The organism is Dehalobacter sp. DCM (assembly GCF_024972775.1).
GTDB lineage: Bacteria > Bacillota > Desulfitobacteriia > Desulfitobacteriales > Syntrophobotulaceae > Dehalobacter.
On record NZ_CP092282.1, the window covers coordinates 2,942,479 to 2,962,009 of the forward strand.

The window sequence follows — 19,531 nt, forward strand, 5'->3', positions numbered from 1 at the left end:
TTTTTAAATGAGATAGACATTGATTTTGGCAGCATCTTCTCTGCGCAAGGCTATGGTGGTCCCTCTTACGGTGTAAGCAGTGGGATCACCTGATGGCCCTTTCCTGATACACTCAATAGCTGTTCCGGGAATAATTCCCAAATCCATTATTCTTCTCCGCAAGAGCCCTTCGAGATGAAGAGCTGCTACAGTACAAGCAGAACCTATTTGTACTTGGGATAAAGTTGTCTGGTTATGAACTGAACTCATATTTACATCCTGCATCTTGATTCCTCCAGTTTTTTGTTGTTATTGTTGCCCCAGGTTAACATCGGTTTAAAATAATAGGGTTAGCCTAAGCTAACTTTAAAATCTTCTGGGATATATTACGGGCAGTAGGGAAGTTTTGACACAGGATTTATCCTAAAATTTTTGGTAATAAATGTTATAGCGTTCATATACAATTTGAAAGATTTTTATTGGCCGATCTATTCACATGTTTAAATTCGGCATCAATGCATAAAGAGCACTGGTATTGATGACCTTCCGCTTGATGAAAGCAACTGCCGCAAGGTGTATGTTCAAATTGAATAGTGGAATGAACTATCCCAAAATCCTCAAAAAGCAAATGCTGCAGTTTGTGTAGAAGTTCTTGATTTTGTTTCAGGTCTCTTTCCCTAACGCAGACATGAGCCGTCATAGCGTGAACCTCAGCAGACAAACTCCAGATATGGATATCCGTTACTTCATGTACCCCTTCTATTTGTTTGAGGCTTTTTTTGACATTTTCAATACAGATATGGGGTGGTGGAATTTCCAGAAAGATTCGGATACATTCAATTGTCATTTGACATGCACTTTTTAGGATCAGGCAGGCCAGTATGGCACTGAGTATGGTATCAACGCCACTGAATCCTGTAAAGTAAATAACGATACCCCCGATGAGAACACCCACATCGGCCAGCGCATCACCCATAAAATGAACGTAAGCACTCTTGGTATTTATATTTTCAATATTGGCCCTTAGATTGAGAACAATCAAAGTATTCACAGCTAGTCCCAGGATGGCAATCAGAATCATTCCTTCCGCTTGGACATTTACAGGGTTAAAATAGCGTTCAACCGCCTTATAAAAAATAAACAGGGAAATTAAAATTAAGGAAATATTGTTAATCAAAGCTGTGAGAATACTATGCCGATAAAAGCCATATGTATTTTTGTCGTTGGCCGGCTTATTGGTTGCATGTAACCCCCACCAACTGATGACTAAAGCCGCCAGATCGGTTATGAGATGCCAAGAGTCACTAAAAAGAGCAAGACTTTTTGTTAACAACGCCGCTGTTAGTTTTCCAGCTAAAATCGTGGCAACGAGGATAATAGAGATCAATAATCTTTTTTCATTTTGTCTTAGCTTAATTGTGCTATGTACCTTATTTTCCATAGAGAGTCCTCCTTCAAGCAGAGAAATATACTCCTATTCTATGATCTCTTAATACAAAACGTTATTGGATTAGAAGTAAATTTTGGTATATTTTCTGAATAAGCGTAAGCGTCAAACCCATTCAGACGTGATCTATATGAAGTCAGGCTCATCCACGCCAAGAAGATCGCAAAGAGCATTGTTAGTCATTATCCTAAAATCATCATCCGATATGGTGTTAGCTTGAGCATATTCGAATAGATTATCGACAGTGCTGACGAATTTTCGCGCTAACGAGCATCCTCCTTTTTCATCTTTGGAAAATGCTCAATAACATAGCCTGAATAATCTAATTCGAAGAGATATCGTGATATCTTTCCATCAGCAAAATCAGAAACAAAATCAATCATAAACGCCGTATGTTTTCCAACCTTCATCAGTCTTCCTCCCACGCATATTTTTCCGGACTGGTATTACCTAGCTGCGGGGTGAATACTTTCTCCGGCAAGGCCGTACTACCAGGTAAAAAGTCTTTAATTTCAGATAGGTTACCTGCTTTTCCTAAGTTAGGGCATTGGTAAAAATCCATGTTAAATATTCAAATGGATTCAAACCATTTTCTCTTGCACTCACAATCAGGCTGTAATAAATGGCACTGGCCCTGGCGCCATTTGGTGTGTTATTAAAGATCCAGTTCTTCCGATTATGTGCTTAAGAACATAATCGCAAAAATTGGCTAATCAGCGGAAGTCCAAAAGGAGCTGCCGCAAGTGCTGCTGTTTAGAGCATGGTTGAAAGTGCCAGGGCGAATGGAATAAGTCCTTATAAATATCTCTGTTACATCTTCAGTGAATTGCCGGGAGTAATATTTGGACAACATCCGGAATTTCTTGAAGATTATCTGCCCTGGAGTTCCGACGTTCAACAAGCTCGCAAATAGAGCAAAAACTTAGTTTACACTAGTTTTTTGCTTTTTTTTGTATACACTTTGTTATTGGACGCTTACCATCAATCGTGTTATTACACACGAATCTTTAAAATAAAAAACTCCATATCCTGATATGTTATGGGAAAAACTTAAATTTTTATCAGCGATATTGGCCTGTATTCTGTTCCCTATTTTATATCCGTAATGTATTTCAACCACATCACAGTAAATGTTATTTATTCCATATCTTTCTAGAAATCGGAATCATTTTTGTAACATTATTTTATGGTAAAACATAGCATGGACTAGGACAAGAGAATTTTACAAATATATTTGAGAAATCTTGTTTGATTAAAAAATATAAGGAGAGAGCATATTATGCGTAAACCGATAATGCTAATGGATTTGTGTGAAAAACTATGGGACTTGCATGAAGCAAAAAAAGACGAGAAAGATTGCTGTATCTTCCCAAAACATCCTAAACCCAAAGAAGTGCTATTAGTCTGTGGGAAGGGAAAAAACGTCGATTTAAATAATGTTTACGAAGGAGTATTAGATCCTCCAATCCTTCTTGCAAGAGTTGCTGTTGACACATCTTGTTTGTGCAAACCACTTGTAAAGATTGATTTCTCAACAATTATTGAAGCAGATCCAAATGGTGACGAAGCCGAATTAGTGATTGCACTAAAAAGAACTTGCAATGGAAATTGCATGATATTAGAAAAATATGAACTTGAATTTAATGATGTTGAAGTATTGCCATTTAGCTTTACTTTCTGTGATGATGACTTTCATTGTAAAGAAGGATGTTGTATTTACACCGTAGAAATCATAAAAATTGATGTTGAAGGTGGAGATAAACTAGAAGAACTTGAGACAAATAGCACTGCAATCAATGCGATTGCACAAGGATTATGTGACTGATCAGACGGTGCCCATCATTTTATATAAATCGAATTTGTTTTAAGTTAATTGGGTTGTAATAAATTCTCCTGGAGAAATCCAGGAGTTATTTTTCTTATCCAGCTAATTACAAACTAGCACAGAAAGTCCGAAAGGTCAGGATGACGAATATAAGTAAAACCCTCCTTGAACTGCCGGACTTTCTGTCGTTTTCTTGCCCGTTTTTCATCCAGTTTATCGATTTCAAGAAGAGCATGTTGTTCGGTTATAAAGCGCTGCCGGTTTTGTCTCTTTTACAAATTCACAAAGTTAGGACAGTACGCATAATATATTCTAGATAATGGAAATAATTTAGCGAAGGAGGGGTAATAATGGTTATTGTTGTTCCAATATTCATATCAATTGTCGCCATAGAATTGGCCATCATAATTTGGTTATTATTGTGCATTTTGCATGAGCTTAAGAAGTGTTGTGATCACAAAAAACCGCATCCGCACCCACAACCGTGTTTATAATAAAAGCACCGGGTTTGTCTTCAGTTCTTAATATTCTAGTTGGTGGTTTATGCTCACAATAATAACTCTGTATGAGATAAAGATCTTGAGGCATGAATATGTGTAAGGGTGATAAAAAAATTTTTACCACTTTTTTTTGCCAGCATATAAAGGGGATTTAGCTTTGTAGGTACTGTCAATAATTTTTCGCAAATTTAATTCTGCTTGGCAGAAGGCTTTAGTTTTATGTTGACCCCAGAGCAAGACTTGACATGGGGGCGGCGCATGCTACCCTAAATCAAGGGATGGGGCTTACCTCAAAGGAATCCATCAGTTGAGCCACATCCCGCGACCCATTGAAGCATCCGCCGCAGGGTCCCATGTCAAGACTACCCCAGAGTATTTCTGGTTAAATACCGGTATTTAACCGGCCAAGCTGTTTTCCTTGTTCATTTCTTCAAGATGCCTCCTGCTCATATAGAGTTTAGTTCCCCAAGCTTTGCTGGCAACATGTCGGAGTCGTGCGCAGACCAGCATCAGTGCTGAGTTGCCATCCGGGAAGGTTCCCACAACATGGGTTCTCCGCCGGATTTCCCGATTTAGCCGTTCAATGACATTGTTGCTACGCAGTTTTGTCCAATGGGCTCGAGGGAAATCCATGTAGGTCAAGGTCTCTGAGATACTATCCTCGACTTTCTTAGCTACTTCTTTTAACTTCATGTCTTTGAGCTTGTTTACGACTGCAGCCGCCTTCTCTTTGGCAGCGACTTTATCTTCCTGAGCATGAATTGCCTTAAGCATCGCAGCGACTTCTTTCATTTTTGATCGCGGCGTCACAGAGAATACATTCCGGTAAAAATGAACATGACAGCGTTGAAATTTAGCTTCAGGAAAGGTTTCATTGTCTGCTTCCAGTAGTCCTAGACATTTGTCACCGATGAATAATTGTGTCCCTGTAAGTCCGCGTTCTTTTAGCCTTTTGAGAAAATCCTGCCAGCTGGCTTTGTCTTCCTTCATCCCTTCGGCAGCGCCAATAACTTCTCTGTAACCATCCTCATTGACGGCCAGAGCAATGAGAATAGCGACATTTTCATATTCGCCGCCCCAGTTGCGTTTGAGATAGATCCCGTCGACATAGACATAGGGATATTTACCTTTCAATGGGCGATTCCGCCAGATTTCAATGTGACCGTAAACCTTCTTATTTAACTGGCTGAACGCTCATACCGACTGGGGACTGTTTATTGAAACTGATTCAGCCTCTGAAAGTAAACACATTATACATTAAACGTTTTAACGCTTAATACTTCTACTCCCGATACTGATCCTTCGTCTTCGTTTTCCGGTTGTGGCACTTAATACACAGCGGCTGCCAGTTGGTTTCGTCCTGTTTTTTCCTTCTGTCAATTGGCTGTGTTTTAGGCAATACCGGCCTTCCGTCAGTTCCGGGCAACCCGGATATCTGCATGGCTGCTTTGGCCTTAACAATCTGATTCACCCATTTACGAAATTGAACAGCTCGTTCATTGTTTACTTTAAAACCCACAGCAATAATCATTTGCAGATTATAATGTTTAATATCGCGTGCAACTTGACGTGAACCTTCATTTTGAACTATCCGGAAATTCCGGATAGTTGATTCTTGTTCAAGTTCATTATCGGAATATATCTTTTGCATATGTTCGTTTATTGTTCGTACATCAACATCATAAAGCGTTGCCAGCATCTTTTGCGTAAGCCAGATGTTTTCGTCTTCATAACGCATTTCAAAACTTTGAGGATCATCACCCGTTGCAGCAATAAAAGTCAAGTATTCCGCCGCACTGGAACGGATTGTTATTTCATTCTTTATTTTCATCGCCATAAGATTATATCCCCACCTTGACTTATTGATAATCCACTGCTTTAATTTTCAACTGCCTACAATCTGTGGGCAGTTGACTACATTTAGCAGTCAATTCAATTATACCAAACATTTGTTCTCTTGCACATGATAAAAACGAGTATCTATCGTTAGAAAGCTCTTCGTAAGAAAGCAATGAGGCTATGAGGTAGCATGGCATCATACGAAAGATTTAACGTCTGTAATTGCTAAGAAAATGATCGATGCGTGTCCTTGTACTCCTCCCTGGTTGGTCTGAAAACTGAATTGTTACCCATCCATCCTCTTGAGCAGTTATTGTTGCAATGACACCGGAATCCATTTCCAGTTCAAGTTTTCCGCCTACACTCTTGCTGGATGGGCTGTTTTTCTCAGGAGATTCTTCTGTAAAAACCCTGCTCCAATTTGTATAAAGAAATTTTTGAAGAATGGCTGTATATCTGCGCCCATCTTCCGGATGCATAACAAAAATATAAGAGCGTTGTGTTCCCTTATGATATGTAAGGATATATATCCTGGCATCTGGAAGATATTCAATCATTTCATTCTTAGTTTTATCCCACTGCTCCCAAGTTCGACGAGCCTTATGGCAATAATAAGCAACATTCTGACCTCTATTGTAATAATCAACAATTTCCAAAGGGCAAATATATTTCTCTGAATTTTTACTGCCTTTAGACTTCGTGCCAATCGACCCATTATCAGGATCACAAAAAACAAGCTCTGCATCCCTCAAAGCTTCTAACGCATTATCATGCCACTCATCACGGTTTTCTCTTGAAATAAGCTTATGATAAAAGCATGTTGAGAAAAATATCTCTGCATGCTCAATCATCGATACCGACTTATCTTCGCACACAACTACCTTCTTCAATAAGTCAAACAGTTCAGGATCAAGATATCGTTCTTTGTCATTATCAAGATACGTTGTGAATTTTCCATCATTTGAATCGTCATTCTCAGTCAGATACCAATTTACACCTATTTTTATACCACTTTTCTCAAGGTATCTGAGCATGCCATATTTTCCATAATCTCCGATGTCGCCAATGTACTGATTTTTCATGTTGCACCTACTCTGCCTTTTCGCATTTTGCGAAGTATCTCAGGCATCACATCTGCCCTCCGATTCCCTTGTTATCAGTGCTGCTGCTATCTGCAGAGCTTTCATAACTGTCAAGCCGAAAAGTATTTATCTATAATTTTCTTTATCTCCGGGTGCTCCTTATCGTCCCCAATAAGATAGTCTACAAAGAAATTCTCAACTTCTTCATCTTTTATTTTTGCAAGCAAACCAAAAATCCTATACCAAACCGGCGCATAAGAATATTTTCTGCAGAAATAAAATGCCATTTCCTTGAAACGTGGATTCCTTAGAAAAAATAACGCTACCGCAATATTTAGGGCGTCTCGGTCTGATATAACTTCCTGATTCCTTAATATACGATCTAACCTTTCATCTGATGTATACCCTGCCCATTGCTGCCTTGCGACAGTTAAAGCATCCGGGAAGACCTTTTCAACTTCTAATATTTCCAGTGGCCATTCATATTTTTTATCAAAATCAATATTCCGCATTGATAAATATTTTTCTGTTTCCTCTTTGCTTAACTGCCCAGATTTAAATGATTTCATTATTTGTTCCATAGGCGTAATCAACTCATCCGGATCTAAAAGTACGCCATTTATTGATATTCCACCTTTATAATTTTGGTTGTCATTCGGTATGGATACAGAACTTGTAGGGATTATGACAAGCGCGTTAAGTTTTTTCTTGTCAATTGCCGCAGCTACAGCCTTATGATGCCCATCGATCAACGCGCACAGATATCCATCCATATGATAAGCTATCGCCCTATAGTCATCATTATTTCTATAAAACTCCGCTTGCTTAGGGTTATAGTGGGACGGCGGCTGTGTCGGTAAAATATAATATGGTATTCCATGGCTCCATAAACCATCTCCGCCATATATCGGGCATGAAGCTTTATTATAAGTTGGCTTATTATTTAGTTTCCAGAAGAACTCCCCATTGCCATCTGTAGGACACAATTCTGTGTCAACGAGCGCATAGTAGCCTGATGGCAATAATCCCAATAAAAACTGAAGGTTTTTAAGGGACTTCTCTAATGATATAAATTTATGATTCAAAACTTCCCGCAACTCAGATATTACCTTTTGATCGCTCATTTCAAGACCATATCCGGCGGCAACAAGCTTTTCACATGTTGGGCAGAAATAGGCTTCATCCGCTTGGAACTTTATGAGTGGGGTATTTCCATAGACTAAAGTCGCTAATGCCTCTTTTTCTAAATAACCATACTTAGCGGATAGCAGACCTTTCCCGTTTTTCACATAGAAAACCAACCCATCGCCACCCCACTCGTTTTGGTGAGATAGCGGTGGCTTTATTATAATTATTTCTGGCTCAGATTTCTTTATGAGATTTCGAAACATTGCAACCTCTTTCTGAAAGTGATCATCTAATGTCTTTTATGTTTGTAATTCCGAAAAATTATACTAACCAAAAAGACATTCCATAGCATAAAACAAGCCTCTCAGCTTGTTTCTTCTGCATTGGGTTTTACCCCGATCAATCTTTGCCGGAGGCTTTAGCCTCCATTCTTATTGACAATTATTAGTATATCACAGGTTCAGTCATTCCGGAATGACCTTTTATCTTTCGAGCCATCTGCGCGGAATATTAGAATATAGGCATCAAAAACCAGGATTTTATCAACTTCATTTCTCACCATACCTTCATCATAAGCTCCGTTCTGGCAGAGAGCAGCGCCCAGCGCATCCTGTACCCACCCTTCATCCAGAGTAGGGGAGTGGGAGCATGCCTCTTTGCCTTTTTCAATCCTTGTTGCGCAGCGCCAGGCAACCTTGCCCTGCTCAGTCCTTCTACGATAAGACGCTCCGCAATCGCCGCACACAAGCAAATTCCCCAGAAGATATTTACCGCTATATTTGCTTCTGCTTATTTCTGCTGTGCCATCCTCATTACTGACTAGCCTTGCACGCTTGGCCATTTCCTCCTGCACCTTATCAAACACTTCGGCGGAGACAATGGCGGGATGGCTGTCTTTCACATAATACTTGTGTCGCTGTGCGGCAAGATGGATTTCAGAAACAATCTCTCTTATAAGCCAATATTCATAGTTAATCCGGCGTGTTGTCTTTCCCTTTTAAATACTCCGACATTGCCTCATCGAAGTTAGAGATATAATCCTTATCCTGTTGAATACGAAACTGTTCGTAAACTTCCGCAGCTTTTTTCATTGCATCCTCATGTGAAATATGCCCCTTGCCCTCAAGTACACGTCGCCGGTTATTTTTAAGAAAATTGTCTGTTTCTTGCAACCAGTCCTGCATACTCATCGCTATGCCATCCTCTGCCATGAGTTCGGCATAGTCGATGAACATAGTGACAAGTCTGTTGAGACGTGAAATCTCCTTTTCATTCAGATAATTCTTTGCCACACCAATATCTCTTTTCAGTATTTTCCCTTTTGGAGCGTCTTTCCATGTGGTAAGACCCATTGTAGGGTGTTCAAGCGTAACACGCTCAGAAATGAGTTCCGCTGCTGTTTTCCCTGTGACAGCATAGTGCAGCTTATTCTGCACAAATGCGTAAAATTCTTTGGTAAGCTCGCTGTCTTTATCGTAGTCATAGCTGCACTGCTCGAATACATCAGCTATCTTTTGGTAGGCACGACGTTCACTGGCACGGATTTCACGAATTTTCTCCAGTAACTCGTCGAAGTAATCACGCCCGAACTGCCTTCCGTTTTTCAGCATATCCATATTTAAAAGATAGCCTTTTTGGATATACTCTTTCAACGTTTGTGTAGCCCATTGACGAAATCTCGTTGCTTTTTTTGAATTAACCCGATAACCAACAGCGATAATAGCGTCTAAACTGTAAAACTCAGGGGAGCGGTTCACTTTACGTCCACCTTCGTTTTGAACTATTGCAATTTTTGCAATAGTTGCTTCAAGCGATAATTCCTCTTCGGCATAGATATTTTTCAAGTGCCGTGATATAACGGACAAATCGACTTCAAATAATTGTGTAATAGCCTTCTGTGTCATCCAGAAAGTCTCATCCTTAAATACAACATCCACATAAACGCTGCTGTCACCTATTGAATAAAGCGCAATTTTGCCCTCGCTGACGCTGATTATATTACTCATTACAAGTATTCCCCCTCCTTCTCATAACGTATCTTCAATTGTTCCTATCAACTCATTCGCTATATTTATGCTATCCAGGCGCATTACGCTTTCCTCAGCGCTTCCAAAGCTCAGAAGATTTATGCTTCCATACCAAACAATTCTCTGGTCAATTATCGCAAACTTCTGATGAATATTTGACTTGAAAATAATGCTTGCTCCTGTGCCTCTTATGGAATTAACCATTTCAGCAAATGCCAGCTTGTCTTTCTCCTTATAGTCCGACTCAGGCCTGGTTATTATTGTAAGCTTAGCTCCATTATTAATGCCGGAAGATAGGACACCCAGCATCTGATACAGCCGCTTCTTTGTCATATATGGGCTTACTATAACAATATCAACTTTTGAGGATGAAATATCATTGCTGAACACAGTCATAAAGTTATGGTTATCAAAAATAGCGTTTGTCGCCTCAAACTGCTTGCTGTCGCTTTTGGCAGAATATCCTATGGAAACATACCCCTTAAGCCTCTTGTGATACATCCGTTCAAGTACACCAACATGGACATCCACATAATCATAAATCTGAACCTCATTCTTACTTTGATACAACCTGTGCAACCGTCCGGCATATTGCTGTACTGTTCCTTTCCACGCAACAGACATTGCCAGAAACAAAGTATCTAATCTTGGTTCATCAAAGCCTTCTCCAACAAATCTGCCTGTGGCAACAATAACAATATTCTCATTTGCCGGAATGCTTGCTAGCTTTTCAAGCGCGGATCTTCTCTCCTTCGTTGACATTCCGCCGATTAACTCAACAACATTCGGAAGCGCCTCCGATAACTGATTTGCGATTAATTCGACATGGGCCGTCCTCTCAGTCAGAATAATAGGGTTGCGGCCTTCTTTTACGCAGCCGATTACATCTTTTATGATTAACTGATTCCTGATTTGACTAGTGCTGATTTCAGAATATATTTCACCTATGGACCACTCCTTTTCGTCCTGACTGACAGGTTTTCTGAAAGGAGTGAAACGTGGAATAATATAGTGATCAAAAGGTCTTTTTTCAGCTTGCTCTATCGCATCCACCTTATATCTCACAGGTCCGCAATGCATAAATATAATTGGATGGTGCCCGTCTTGTCTCACAGGAGTTGCTGTAAGTCCATAGACATATTTTGCGGGGACATTTTTAAGAATCTGTTCGAAGCTAAACGCAGGTACATGATGGCATTCGTCAACAATAACCATGCCATAATCCCGGACAACGTCGTTTACCTCGTCACCTTTTACCAATGACTGCATAACAGCAATATCAATAATACCGCTAAGGTTTTTCTTGCCGCCGCCAAGTTGCCCAATAATACTCCTTACTTTTTTTCTTCCTCTTTTATTTACCGATTCGTCAGGCAATTCTTCATTTATCGTCAGGAATTGGATAAGCCGTTCCTTCCACTGTTCCAACAATTGCTGGGTGTGGACAAGCACAAGAGTATTCACTTTTCTTTCGGATATAAGTTTTGCTCCTATCACTGTTTTCCCAAAAGCAGTAGTTGCGGATAAAACTCCATTATCGTGCAGCAGCATTGAGTTTGCTGCATCAGCCTGTTCATCACGAAGCTCTCCGTTAAATTCAACATTAACATTTCTACCTAATGAAGTTTCATCAGCCCATTTTATATCGGCTTTAAAGGTGCCAAACAAATTTACCAAATCAGACTCACAGCCTCTTGGAATACACAAATAATCCGGTGTTTCATCTGATAAAGAGATGACTCTTGGCTTATCATACGTCGGTAATCTCATCGCCTGCGCCTTGTAAAAATCAGAATTTTTGAAAGCTGCTATGTGTTTTAAGCTGTTCAATGCTTTATTTGAAAATCCTTTTTTACTAATGTAGAGCATATTTGCTTTTGTTATATAAACCGCATCAGGGATATCTGCTTTATTTAGCTTACTATCCGGCCTTTTTCTTTCCCAAGGATGTATATCTTCATCATCGCTTTGCCTCAAATCTCCCAGTTCATTACTGCCGCAAAGCTGTGAGATATACGTATCGATATCTTCATCACTCAAAATTCGGATATTACTTAAAAAGCTCCACTGGTCAGCGTATGGCTGAAAATTCTCATCAATAAATACACTATTATTGTGTTTTCTGGCATTAGCTTGTTTCTTCTGCGTTGGGCTTTACCCCGATAATCTGTGCCGGAGGCTCTACCTTCCATTCTTATTGACATTTATTAGTATATCACAAGTTCAGTCATTCCAGAATGACCTCTTATCCTGTGACCCATCTTTACGGAAAATTTGAATATAGGCATCAAAAACCTGGATTTTATCAACTTCATTTCTCAACATGCCTTCATCATAAGCTTACCCCTTAGCGTAATCTCAAATTCTTTATCCGCCTCGATTGAGTCCAGCTTCTCATTTTCAAAATGCATATTGATTCCTCTCTCCCTTAAAAATCTTATAATCTTTAAAACCTCCAGCGTATCTCTCGATACCCTGCTGATTGACTTGGTTATGATGTAATCGATTTGGCCTTTCGCTGCTTTCTCAAGCAGTTTATCTAGACTTTTTCTGCCGCTTCGCCGCAGCCCGCTTTCAATATCACAATAAACACCGGCAAAAATCCAGTTGGGATGACTTTTTATCATCTTCGTGTATGCGCTTATCTGAATCTCAATGCTACGTATCTGCTCCGGCCCGGAGGTACTGACCCTGCAGTAAGCGGCAACCCTGAGCTTTTTATTTTCTTTCGGTTTAGCGGGTATAATCCTTACATTCTTCATTTTCCTTCACATCTATATAAAATGAGACACCCATTAATATTCTACCAAAAATAAAAGACGTGAGGGAATTCACTCACGTCAAAGCATATTTCTTGCCACAATCCCGTTAAGCCTTGCAACGTCAGCTTTCCACGCGTTGCAACAGGACTACGGCTTCAACGTGCCTTGAGAATATAAAAAAGATGCCGCTTGTGCCTGGTGGGGCCTTGGCGGCGATTGCTTTATGATAACAGCTTTTCATAAATAAGGTCATCCAATTAGTCCTTTCCTATTCAAATCAGCTTTACATGTCATCTTGATTAGTTTCCTCGATAACATCAGTGATTAGTTGAGAAAAGTCAACCGCATTCTTCTTTGTAATGACAGGTTTTCCTGTATCCGCTTCTATTTCTTTGCGAGTATTTCCAGCAATGCGACCACCGCGCTAAAGCCACTTGTCTGTTTTCTTCAAAGGTTTGTGGTTCCGTTGCCTTGGAAATCTCGGTTGTTGTGGCTTCTGCAAGCATATTCAGAACCAGTTCCAATGTTGACATATTGTCGCGGAGATTTTCCTTTTTTACACCTTTAAGCTGTTTGTACTGTCGAGTCGTCATATCGGACCATGCCCTTGTAATTTCGTCGGTCAGAATAGCGTATTCTTGTCCTCGCTTTATTCCACGATCATCCCATTCGTCTGTAAGTTCTTTACGAACCTGAATTGCCTGGAGACGTTGGTTAATCTACTCGCGGGTATAACCCTTTTTTAAATATGTAATAAGAGCTCGATCAATGGTGAGTTCTGGATCAATCGTCTCTTCTATTCGCTCTCGTCCAACCTGAGCAAGCCACATTTTGAATGGCTCGGCTTTGGGTGACGGAATGGACTGTATGATGCGCAAAAGCTGTTCAGTATTTGCAACGTCTGTTTTATAATTTTTCCCGTCTTTATGTGATTTCATTTTCAGTTGGTTACAATTTGTAACCGACTGATTACCTTCTTGTATCAATCTGGATTTAAGCACTTTCCAATAATTATTAGGATTGGCGCTTCCAGTCAGTGTTTCTACTACATCCACCACAGAAAAGTACCACTCTTGTTTCTCTTCATCCCAAGCTGTACGAATTCGCTTATCCTCAAATAATTGAATCTTATTATTTTCATCCACTATTCCCCTCACCGCCCTTCTAATTATGGCAAATTCTCCGTAATTAGATTGTACCAAACATATGTTCTTGGCGCAATGCTTAATTTTCGACGATAGGAATGGATTGATTATAGCTTATGTACAAGTTGGCATACTAAATAAAGATGTGCCGGAGGCTTATGAAATGCTGAAAGAAAAAGTAGATGTAACCGCAACCAAACTTGGGCTTGATAAAATTGAACCCCCGATATTTTACAACTGTCCTGTGGGAATACGTTTTGAAATTGGTGTAGGTTCCCCATATCTCTTCTTGACAATGCCCAGTAAAAAGTATGTGCGGACAGCGTTGCAGAGAGCCTATACCATTTATCAAAATACACCCAGCAGCTTTGATACGTTGCTTTGGATTTTATACCCCGACAGAGAGAAATCCGAGAAAAAGCTGCTTCACTATTTTGGCAGGATAACCGGTCTGCCGTTACCGCAGGAACGCTTCTCCACAACGCTGCCACAGGATGACTCACGAGATGAACCCGAGGAAGAGTTACGATGCTATTGGGATTTAAAAAAGCATGATATAAAAGCAAAAAAACTTCTTGAGGAGATAATAAAGGCGGATATCGGTGGTTTTTGCGAACTTGTTTCATCAATATTCCTGCTTGATACGAATCTGAATATATTATTCCATTTGTATGATGACCGGGGCCTTGATGTTGTCGCTGAATATCGAGATACAATTGCACATCTTTACTATAAATTCGGAGACTGGGTATTGAAAGATGATAAAGAGCAAATACACAAGACATTCGAAGGTTAAAATAGCCCCCTATACTTGCAATTACTACATTTGGAGGCTATGTAATCTGTTTTATATCCTCAAGGGTAGCCTGTTATCAAATTCAGCAGAATTATCTCAAATCCTTTATTATCAAGGCATTACTCCCTCTCCAACAGGCAGCAACATTCCGTATGCCTTGAGTAGACAAAAATGTTGTCGTGAAGACCCACTGGTTCCTTGGCGGAAGGTTATTTTCCTCGAAAACGGATTTACTGAGATCCGCTTTTTTAAAAAACCAGACACCACTCGTGGCTGGACTGGAATTTAATTTTCCAATTCACGCAAATAAAATTTTGATCCCATTTTTTCATCAATTTTACTCCAGATGACATTTTTGATGGCTACAGGTCATAAATTGTCTAAATATAATGGTGTTTTAGACTTAAAATAGACATTTGAACTATTAACTGATGCTAACACATTTCCAATGAGGGCATCATGGAAATCTTCTACACTAACGCAAACAAAAAACTCCCTGTCTAATGGTAACGTATCATTAACAACATGGTTTGTAGAATAACGATTTAATCCCCCTAAACGAATGGGACCAGGTAATTGTTCAAATATATCATCTGAAACAACTTTATTGCCTCCAATTACAACTGTATCTGTAACTCGTAAAAAGTTTAATGCATCAAAAGTTTCAATAGGAAGAGAGCCTGAATTATTTGTCAATAATATTGGGATTCCTTCTTGTGCCGCAATAGCGGCAACTGAAAGAGCGTCCGGGAAATTTTCGCCACTAGCTATAATTGCTTTACCTGTTGTTCCTAAATATTTTGCTATTTGGGCAGCAGTATCATATTGATTACTTCCAGCTATTCTATGAACATTAGTAATTTCAGCTAATTCTAATTCAACTTTAGTCGTAATATCCTCTGTTCCACCAATTAAATAAATTGATTTAGGAGCTAGAAGCTTAATTTCTTCTTTAACTCTTATATCTAAAAAATCAGCATTTATAAGTAAGATTGGAGCATTTATTCTATAAGCCAGAGGAACTGCTGCCAATGAATTTAAATAATTATCTGAACTAACTAAAATTATGGCGCTGGCTCCCGTAGGGAAAGCTATGCCTGCTACGTTAATTGCAGTTTTAATAGGATCCTCACCAGATAAATCTAAATGTACAGGGAGCGTCATTTGTCCAACCCGATAAATTCCCTGTTCATATATTCCAACAGAGAGCATATCACCTTCTTTTCCGCCTCCTACTCTAACCCAACGGGAACCATCCCAGCGGAATAGATAGTTTGTCAAATTTAAATTACCAAATATAGGAACTGTCAGTTTTAGTATTTTATGTGGTTTTTCAGTACTATCCCACGATACTTTGATTGTATCAGATGCAGGTATAATGTTTGATTGAAGCGGAGCAGGTGCATCAATTTTTTCTAAATTAATAACATTATTGCAATGCCATGTTAAAGGTGAAATTGTTAAAATTGTATCACTCAAGCCTTCTTTAAAAATTGCACCTGAATAATCAACATTAGCAGGAGCAAGAAAAGTTTTTGAGTCACTAATTTTTATTGCCTTTAAAGCACTTGGCATTCCAAATCCATATTCAGGAGAACGGCCAGCAGAATCCAATGACTTCGCTGAGCTTTGCAGGGCAGATATAACTTGTTGGGATGACCAGTCAGGATGAGCACTCCAGATTAACGCTGCAACCCCTGATACAAAAGGGGTTGACATTGATGTGCCATAGTCTTCAGTGAGTTTTTCTTCACGAATATCATACGTTAATATTTCTGTTCCTGGCCCTAAAACATCCATGCTATTTCCGATATTAGAAAAAGTTGCAATTTCGTATTCTTTAGTAATTGCACCAACAGTTACAACTCCTGGTAAAGAACCTGGAAACAAAATATTAGAACGATTCTCGGTAATATGGTTACCTGCTGCAGCAACAACTATACAACCTTTCATTTGGGCATACTTGACAGCCTCGTTTATAGAACTGTTAAATTTAGAACTGCCTATACTCATATTAATTATTTTTGCTCCATTATCTACTGCCCATATTATCCCTCTCTGAATATTTTCTGCCTTCCCATCGCTAAAATTATCAATTACTTTAACAGGCAAAATCTTTGCTTCAGGTGCTACCCCTAAAAGACCAAGTCCTTGTCCATTACCTGCGATCAAAGTTGATACTCTTGTTCCATGCCCGTTATTATCATCTATATCATCAATACTCGTACTTTCAGTAATGGCATTATAGCCTGTAAGTATATTACCATTTAGATCAGTTAAATCAGTATCAATACCAGTATCAATAACCGCCACAATTACACCTTTACCAGTAATACCCATAGACCAGACCTCAGGGGCTTCTACAGCAAACAATCCCCATTCTCTTTGAAGTAAATTACTTTTTGTTATAGATGCAGAAACAACACGTACATCAAATATTATCAAAATAAATATGACTAGTACAGTGTTAAATCTAAAACTATAATATCTTCGGGTACAGGTGCCGCAGTTTCACTCGTGCATCTTCAGTAGTAAACTGCCAGTCAACACCTTTTTGTTTATCGTTACGATCGATCTCCCAGAATAACAATTGATCATTCAGTATATCCAAAGCATTGATTCTCCTGTTAAGACACTGTTTAGTCAACGCGGATAATTCTATTTCTGCAATATTGAGCCAGCTGCCATGCTTAGGAGTGTAATGGATCTCCAATCTTTTAGCTAAAGTATGAGCCTCCTCTGCCGGAAATGCTTCATAAAGCGAAGATATTCTGTGAGTGTTCAAGTTGTCTGCCACCAGACAGACCTTTTCAGCATCTGGATAATAAACAGTCAGCATTTTTTTGATTTCAGTCGCCCAATCATTTTTCTTCCGGTGTTCTCTGGCGAAGACATGTCTCCACCCGCCCAATGGCTCAGTAAACAGAAAGATGCTGCATGTTCCATTCCTTTGGTATTCAGAATCAAACTTTTCAACGGAACCAGGGCTAGCCGGTATAGGATCTCTTATTTCTCCAAGTAACTGATACGGTTTTTCATCCATGCAAACCACAGGAATAGCTGGATCATAGCCACGCTGATAAACATCGAGTACATCTTCCATATTAGCGACAAACGCCGCACTGCCATTTTTAGGGATACACCAACATTTACGGAGATGTGGTTTCAATTCGTTTTTTTAAAATACTGCCCACGCTGACATAACTAATCTGATCAATAATATCAAGTTCAACACTCTTATCAGCCAGTAACCTCAAAGTCCAGCGGGAAAAACCGGCTGGTGGTTCACCGCAGCTGAGGGCGATAATCTTCGCTTCTACATCACCTGTAATTTTGGCTTCTACCGGTGGTTTAGACCTCTTTTTACGACTGATAGTGTCGCCGGCCCCTTTTTCACAGAAAGCTTTTTTGACTTTTATTACTGTAGTAGGAGAAGTATTCAATACATCGGCAATCTCGTGGACACTCATATGTTTATCGGTGGATTCATCCAGAAGCAAAATGATATTAGCGCGAAGAATAGCCTTAGCAGGAGAAGCGCCACATTTAATGGTTTTCATTAATTGCTGCCGTTCTTGATCAGTCAAAACGATACTGTATCTTTTCTTAGGCATACTGCCACCTCCCTCAATAACAGTATACCTCAGAAAATATTTTATGCAACTTTTAGATTTAACAAAACACTAGTATAATTATTAAAGGCCTTTTCATAACAGTACCCCTATTGTAGCAAAATCCCAACATATTATTAAATTACAACTACTAACTTCTTCATCTATCTTATATTTTCTCTATATTGGCTTTTACAGGTTATCAGACCTTATTACATCAAATAAATTGTTATCATCAATAACGATATACTTACCTGACGGACTAATTTGCATATTAATACCCTTTTTACTTTCATACCCTTCAACTTGAGTTAGCTTATTTGTCTTTGAATTATATTGATATCCTCCAATTAAAAAGACATATCCACCATTATTTTCAAAGGCCCCCATAAATTGTCCGAATAAATTAGTTTTAACTATATTTGATGAATTCTTAAACATCTCAAATATTTCAGCTTGCAGGGTTACCGGATCAAATATCACTCCAAAATAAGGGGTACTATCTGTACTCATGGTTACAAAAGCTAGTTTACTATCATTTGTTAAGAAAATACCTCCTGTATTGCGCAAATCTTCTTTAGCAATAAGAAAAGATTCTCCTGTTTGAATATTGTATAAAAAAGTACCTTCATACCCATTATCACTTTGCTTCAAATATATAAAACGTTGATCGTCTACCACTTTCAGCAGAATTGCCTTCTCAAGCAATTTCTGCTCATTCAATTTGTCATTATAATATATGGTGCTAGATATTTGATCAGTGAATGAACGAACACCATTATAGTAAAGCTGGTCACCTATTTTATATACATCTTTTACCCACCAAATATAATCTCCAATGCTTTTATCTAATTGAGATATTAAATCAAAACTATCTTCTGTTATTCGGACTTGCTCTCCACTTATGACATTGGCCAAATAAAGTGTAAATCTTGTTGCTAAAAAAATATTTTCATTATCAAACCAACCGGCTTCGTAAATTTCGTCATTTGGGTCATTGAGCGTAATTGTTTTTATTATTTTATCTGTATTTGCTTCATAAATTTGAAGTATATGTCTCTTCCCAGTCGAAAGAATATATTTTGATCCGTCCAGGGAAGAACCATAATACTTGCTATTGAAATCAATTATGTTCCAGTTGAACCCCGACAATTCTTCCGATAAGAGTTTTTTTGTTGTTCCATTTGAAGTCTGATAAGCATAAAGACCATCCTTAGCGTGATATACCAAAAAGTCGTTATCATGCCATTCTACTGAGTTTGCTTCATAGTTTTTAGGTAATTCAGGTGACTTTGTACAACCGGAAATAAATATTATAAGGCATAAAATGATAAAATATGTTTTTTTCATAAAAATCTCCATTCTTTTATGCTAATTCTCTCCAACGGCA

The 19,531-nt window shown here is 38.9% G+C and carries 16 protein-coding genes and 6 pseudogenes; 3 read left to right on the forward strand and 19 right to left on the reverse strand.

The genetic code is table 11. The annotated features are described in order from the left end of the window. Positions 1-3: 3 nt before the first annotated feature. From LPY66_RS13590 to LPY66_RS21010, 4 genes and pseudogenes are all read right to left on the reverse strand, one after another. Positions 4-264, reverse strand: coding sequence for a FeoA family protein (locus tag LPY66_RS13590; RefSeq protein WP_337984866.1), 261 nt, complete (start codon positions 262-264; stop codon positions 4-6). 169 nt (positions 265-433) lie between these two features. Then, positions 434-1,420, reverse strand: coding sequence for a cation diffusion facilitator family transporter (locus tag LPY66_RS13595; protein ID WP_337984867.1), 987 nt, complete (start codon positions 1,418-1,420; stop codon positions 434-436). A gap of 269 nt (positions 1,421-1,689) precedes the next feature. Continuing rightward, the gene (locus LPY66_RS13600) at positions 1,690-1,836 is read right to left on the reverse strand and encodes a hypothetical protein (RefSeq protein WP_337984868.1); all 147 of its coding nucleotides are present in this window, start codon (positions 1,834-1,836) and stop codon (positions 1,690-1,692) included. Then, a pseudogene (locus LPY66_RS21010) lies at positions 1,836-2,101 on the reverse strand (transposase domain-containing protein); the annotation flags it as partial. The gene LPY66_RS13600 and the pseudogene LPY66_RS21010, both read right to left, overlap by 1 nt. 22 nt (positions 2,102-2,123) lie before the next feature. Between LPY66_RS21010 and LPY66_RS13605 the strand changes: the two are divergent. After that, positions 2,124-2,339 (forward strand): annotated as a pseudogene (locus LPY66_RS13605) (transposase domain-containing protein); the annotation flags it as partial. Positions 2,340-2,705: 366 nt separating this feature from the next. Continuing rightward, a complete protein-coding gene (locus LPY66_RS13610) occupies positions 2,706-3,251 on the forward strand; it encodes a DUF4489 domain-containing protein (protein ID WP_337984869.1) in 546 nt (181 codons plus the stop codon). An 896-nt stretch (positions 3,252-4,147) separates the two neighbouring features. Here the strand turns inward: LPY66_RS13610 and LPY66_RS13615 are convergent. The 11 genes and pseudogenes from LPY66_RS13615 to LPY66_RS13655 form a co-directional block, all read right to left on the reverse strand. Then, positions 4,148-4,939 (reverse strand): annotated as a pseudogene (locus LPY66_RS13615) (IS256 family transposase); the annotation flags it as partial. Between the two features lie 94 nt (positions 4,940-5,033). After that, positions 5,034-5,192 carry an HNH endonuclease gene (locus LPY66_RS21015; protein ID WP_443112492.1) on the reverse strand — a complete coding sequence of 53 codons (159 nt, stop codon included), beginning with the start codon at positions 5,190-5,192 and terminating at the stop codon, positions 5,034-5,036. A 12-nt stretch (positions 5,193-5,204) separates the two neighbouring features. Continuing rightward, positions 5,205-5,588, reverse strand: a pseudogene (locus LPY66_RS13620) (virulence RhuM family protein); the annotation flags it as partial. 211 nt (positions 5,589-5,799) lie between these two features. After that, complete coding sequence (locus LPY66_RS13625; RefSeq protein WP_337984870.1) at positions 5,800-6,672, reverse strand: hypothetical protein; 873 nt, start codon at positions 6,670-6,672, stop codon at positions 5,800-5,802. Positions 6,673-6,782: 110 nt separating this feature from the next. Further along, positions 6,783-8,063: a hypothetical protein gene (locus LPY66_RS13630; protein ID WP_337984871.1), complete on the reverse strand. Its 1,281-nt coding sequence runs from the start codon at positions 8,061-8,063 to the stop codon at positions 6,783-6,785. Between the two features lie 197 nt (positions 8,064-8,260). Then, a complete protein-coding gene (locus tag LPY66_RS13635; RefSeq protein WP_337984872.1) occupies positions 8,261-8,701 on the reverse strand; it encodes a recombinase zinc beta ribbon domain-containing protein in 441 nt (146 codons plus the stop codon). A gap of 70 nt (positions 8,702-8,771) precedes the next feature. Beyond that, positions 8,772-9,806 (reverse strand): virulence RhuM family protein, encoded by a 1,035-nt coding sequence (locus LPY66_RS13640; RefSeq protein WP_337984873.1) that lies wholly within the window; start codon positions 9,804-9,806, stop codon positions 8,772-8,774. Between the two features lie 21 nt (positions 9,807-9,827). Beyond that, positions 9,828-11,696, reverse strand: a complete 1,869-nt coding sequence (locus LPY66_RS13645; RefSeq protein WP_443112493.1) for a DEAD/DEAH box helicase family protein — start codon at positions 11,694-11,696, stop codon at positions 9,828-9,830. A gap of 159 nt (positions 11,697-11,855) precedes the next feature. Further along, positions 11,856-11,951: pseudogene (locus LPY66_RS21020) on the reverse strand (TOTE conflict system archaeo-eukaryotic primase domain-containing protein); the annotation flags it as partial. Positions 11,952-12,145: 194 nt separating this feature from the next. Beyond that, on the reverse strand, positions 12,146-12,589 hold the full coding sequence (locus tag LPY66_RS13650) for a recombinase family protein (protein ID WP_337984875.1): 444 nt from the start codon (positions 12,587-12,589) through the stop codon (positions 12,146-12,148). Between the two features lie 283 nt (positions 12,590-12,872). Further along, a pseudogene (locus LPY66_RS13655) lies at positions 12,873-13,734 on the reverse strand (BRO-N domain-containing protein). A gap of 163 nt (positions 13,735-13,897) precedes the next feature. On the opposite strand from LPY66_RS13655, the gene LPY66_RS13660 reads away from it, so the two are divergent. Then, positions 13,898-14,530 carry a DUF3885 domain-containing protein gene (locus LPY66_RS13660; RefSeq protein WP_337984876.1) on the forward strand — a complete coding sequence of 211 codons (633 nt, stop codon included), beginning with the start codon at positions 13,898-13,900 and terminating at the stop codon, positions 14,528-14,530. 369 nt (positions 14,531-14,899) lie between these two features. On the opposite strand, the gene LPY66_RS13665 is transcribed toward LPY66_RS13660, so the two are convergent. The 4 genes from LPY66_RS13665 to LPY66_RS13680 form a co-directional block, all read right to left on the reverse strand. Further along, positions 14,900-16,975, reverse strand: a complete 2,076-nt coding sequence (locus LPY66_RS13665) for a S8 family serine peptidase (protein WP_337984877.1) — start codon at positions 16,973-16,975, stop codon at positions 14,900-14,902. 34 nt (positions 16,976-17,009) lie between these two features. Further along, positions 17,010-17,699 carry an IS630 family transposase gene (locus LPY66_RS13670; protein ID WP_337984878.1) on the reverse strand — a complete coding sequence of 230 codons (690 nt, stop codon included), beginning with the start codon at positions 17,697-17,699 and terminating at the stop codon, positions 17,010-17,012. After that, positions 17,680-18,144, reverse strand: coding sequence for a helix-turn-helix domain-containing protein (locus LPY66_RS13675; protein ID WP_337984879.1), 465 nt, complete (start codon positions 18,142-18,144; stop codon positions 17,680-17,682). Before LPY66_RS13675 ends, LPY66_RS13670 begins: the two co-directional genes overlap by 20 nt. Before the next feature lie 189 nt (positions 18,145-18,333). Continuing rightward, a complete protein-coding gene (locus LPY66_RS13680) occupies positions 18,334-19,491 on the reverse strand; it encodes a hypothetical protein (RefSeq protein ID WP_337984880.1) in 1,158 nt (385 codons plus the stop codon). Between the last annotated feature and the right edge of the window lie 40 nt (positions 19,492-19,531).

Bases quoted from the DNA above. Each gene is read 5' to 3' on its own strand.
- LPY66_RS13610 (WP_337984869.1), top strand. From the start codon at position 2,706: ATGCGTAAACCGATAATGCTAATGGATTTGTGTGAAAAACTATGGGAC.
- LPY66_RS13640 (WP_337984873.1), bottom strand. From the start codon at position 9,806: ATGAGTAATATAATCAGCGTCAGCGAGGGCAAAATTGCGCTTTATTCA.
- LPY66_RS13595 (WP_337984867.1), bottom strand. From the start codon at position 1,420: ATGGAAAATAAGGTACATAGCACAATTAAGCTAAGACAAAATGAAAAA.
- LPY66_RS13650 (WP_337984875.1), bottom strand. From the start codon at position 12,589: ATGAAGAATGTAAGGATTATACCCGCTAAACCGAAAGAAAATAAAAAG.
- LPY66_RS13680 (WP_337984880.1), bottom strand. From the start codon at position 19,491: ATGAAAAAAACATATTTTATCATTTTATGCCTTATAATATTTATTTCC.
- LPY66_RS21015 (WP_443112492.1), bottom strand. From the start codon at position 5,192: ATGCAGATATCCGGGTTGCCCGGAACTGACGGAAGGCCGGTATTGCCT.
- LPY66_RS13630 (WP_337984871.1), bottom strand. From the start codon at position 8,063: ATGTTTCGAAATCTCATAAAGAAATCTGAGCCAGAAATAATTATAATA.
- LPY66_RS13660 (WP_337984876.1), top strand. From the start codon at position 13,898: ATGCTGAAAGAAAAAGTAGATGTAACCGCAACCAAACTTGGGCTTGAT.
- LPY66_RS13590 (WP_337984866.1), bottom strand. From the start codon at position 264: ATGCAGGATGTAAATATGAGTTCAGTTCATAACCAGACAACTTTATCC.
- LPY66_RS13600 (WP_337984868.1), bottom strand. From the start codon at position 1,836: ATGAAGGTTGGAAAACATACGGCGTTTATGATTGATTTTGTTTCTGAT.
- LPY66_RS13645 (WP_443112493.1), bottom strand. From the start codon at position 11,696: ATGCTCTACATTAGTAAAAAAGGATTTTCAAATAAAGCATTGAACAGC.
- LPY66_RS13675 (WP_337984879.1), bottom strand. From the start codon at position 18,144: ATGCCTAAGAAAAGATACAGTATCGTTTTGACTGATCAAGAACGGCAG.
- LPY66_RS13625 (WP_337984870.1), bottom strand. From the start codon at position 6,672: ATGAAAAATCAGTACATTGGCGACATCGGAGATTATGGAAAATATGGC.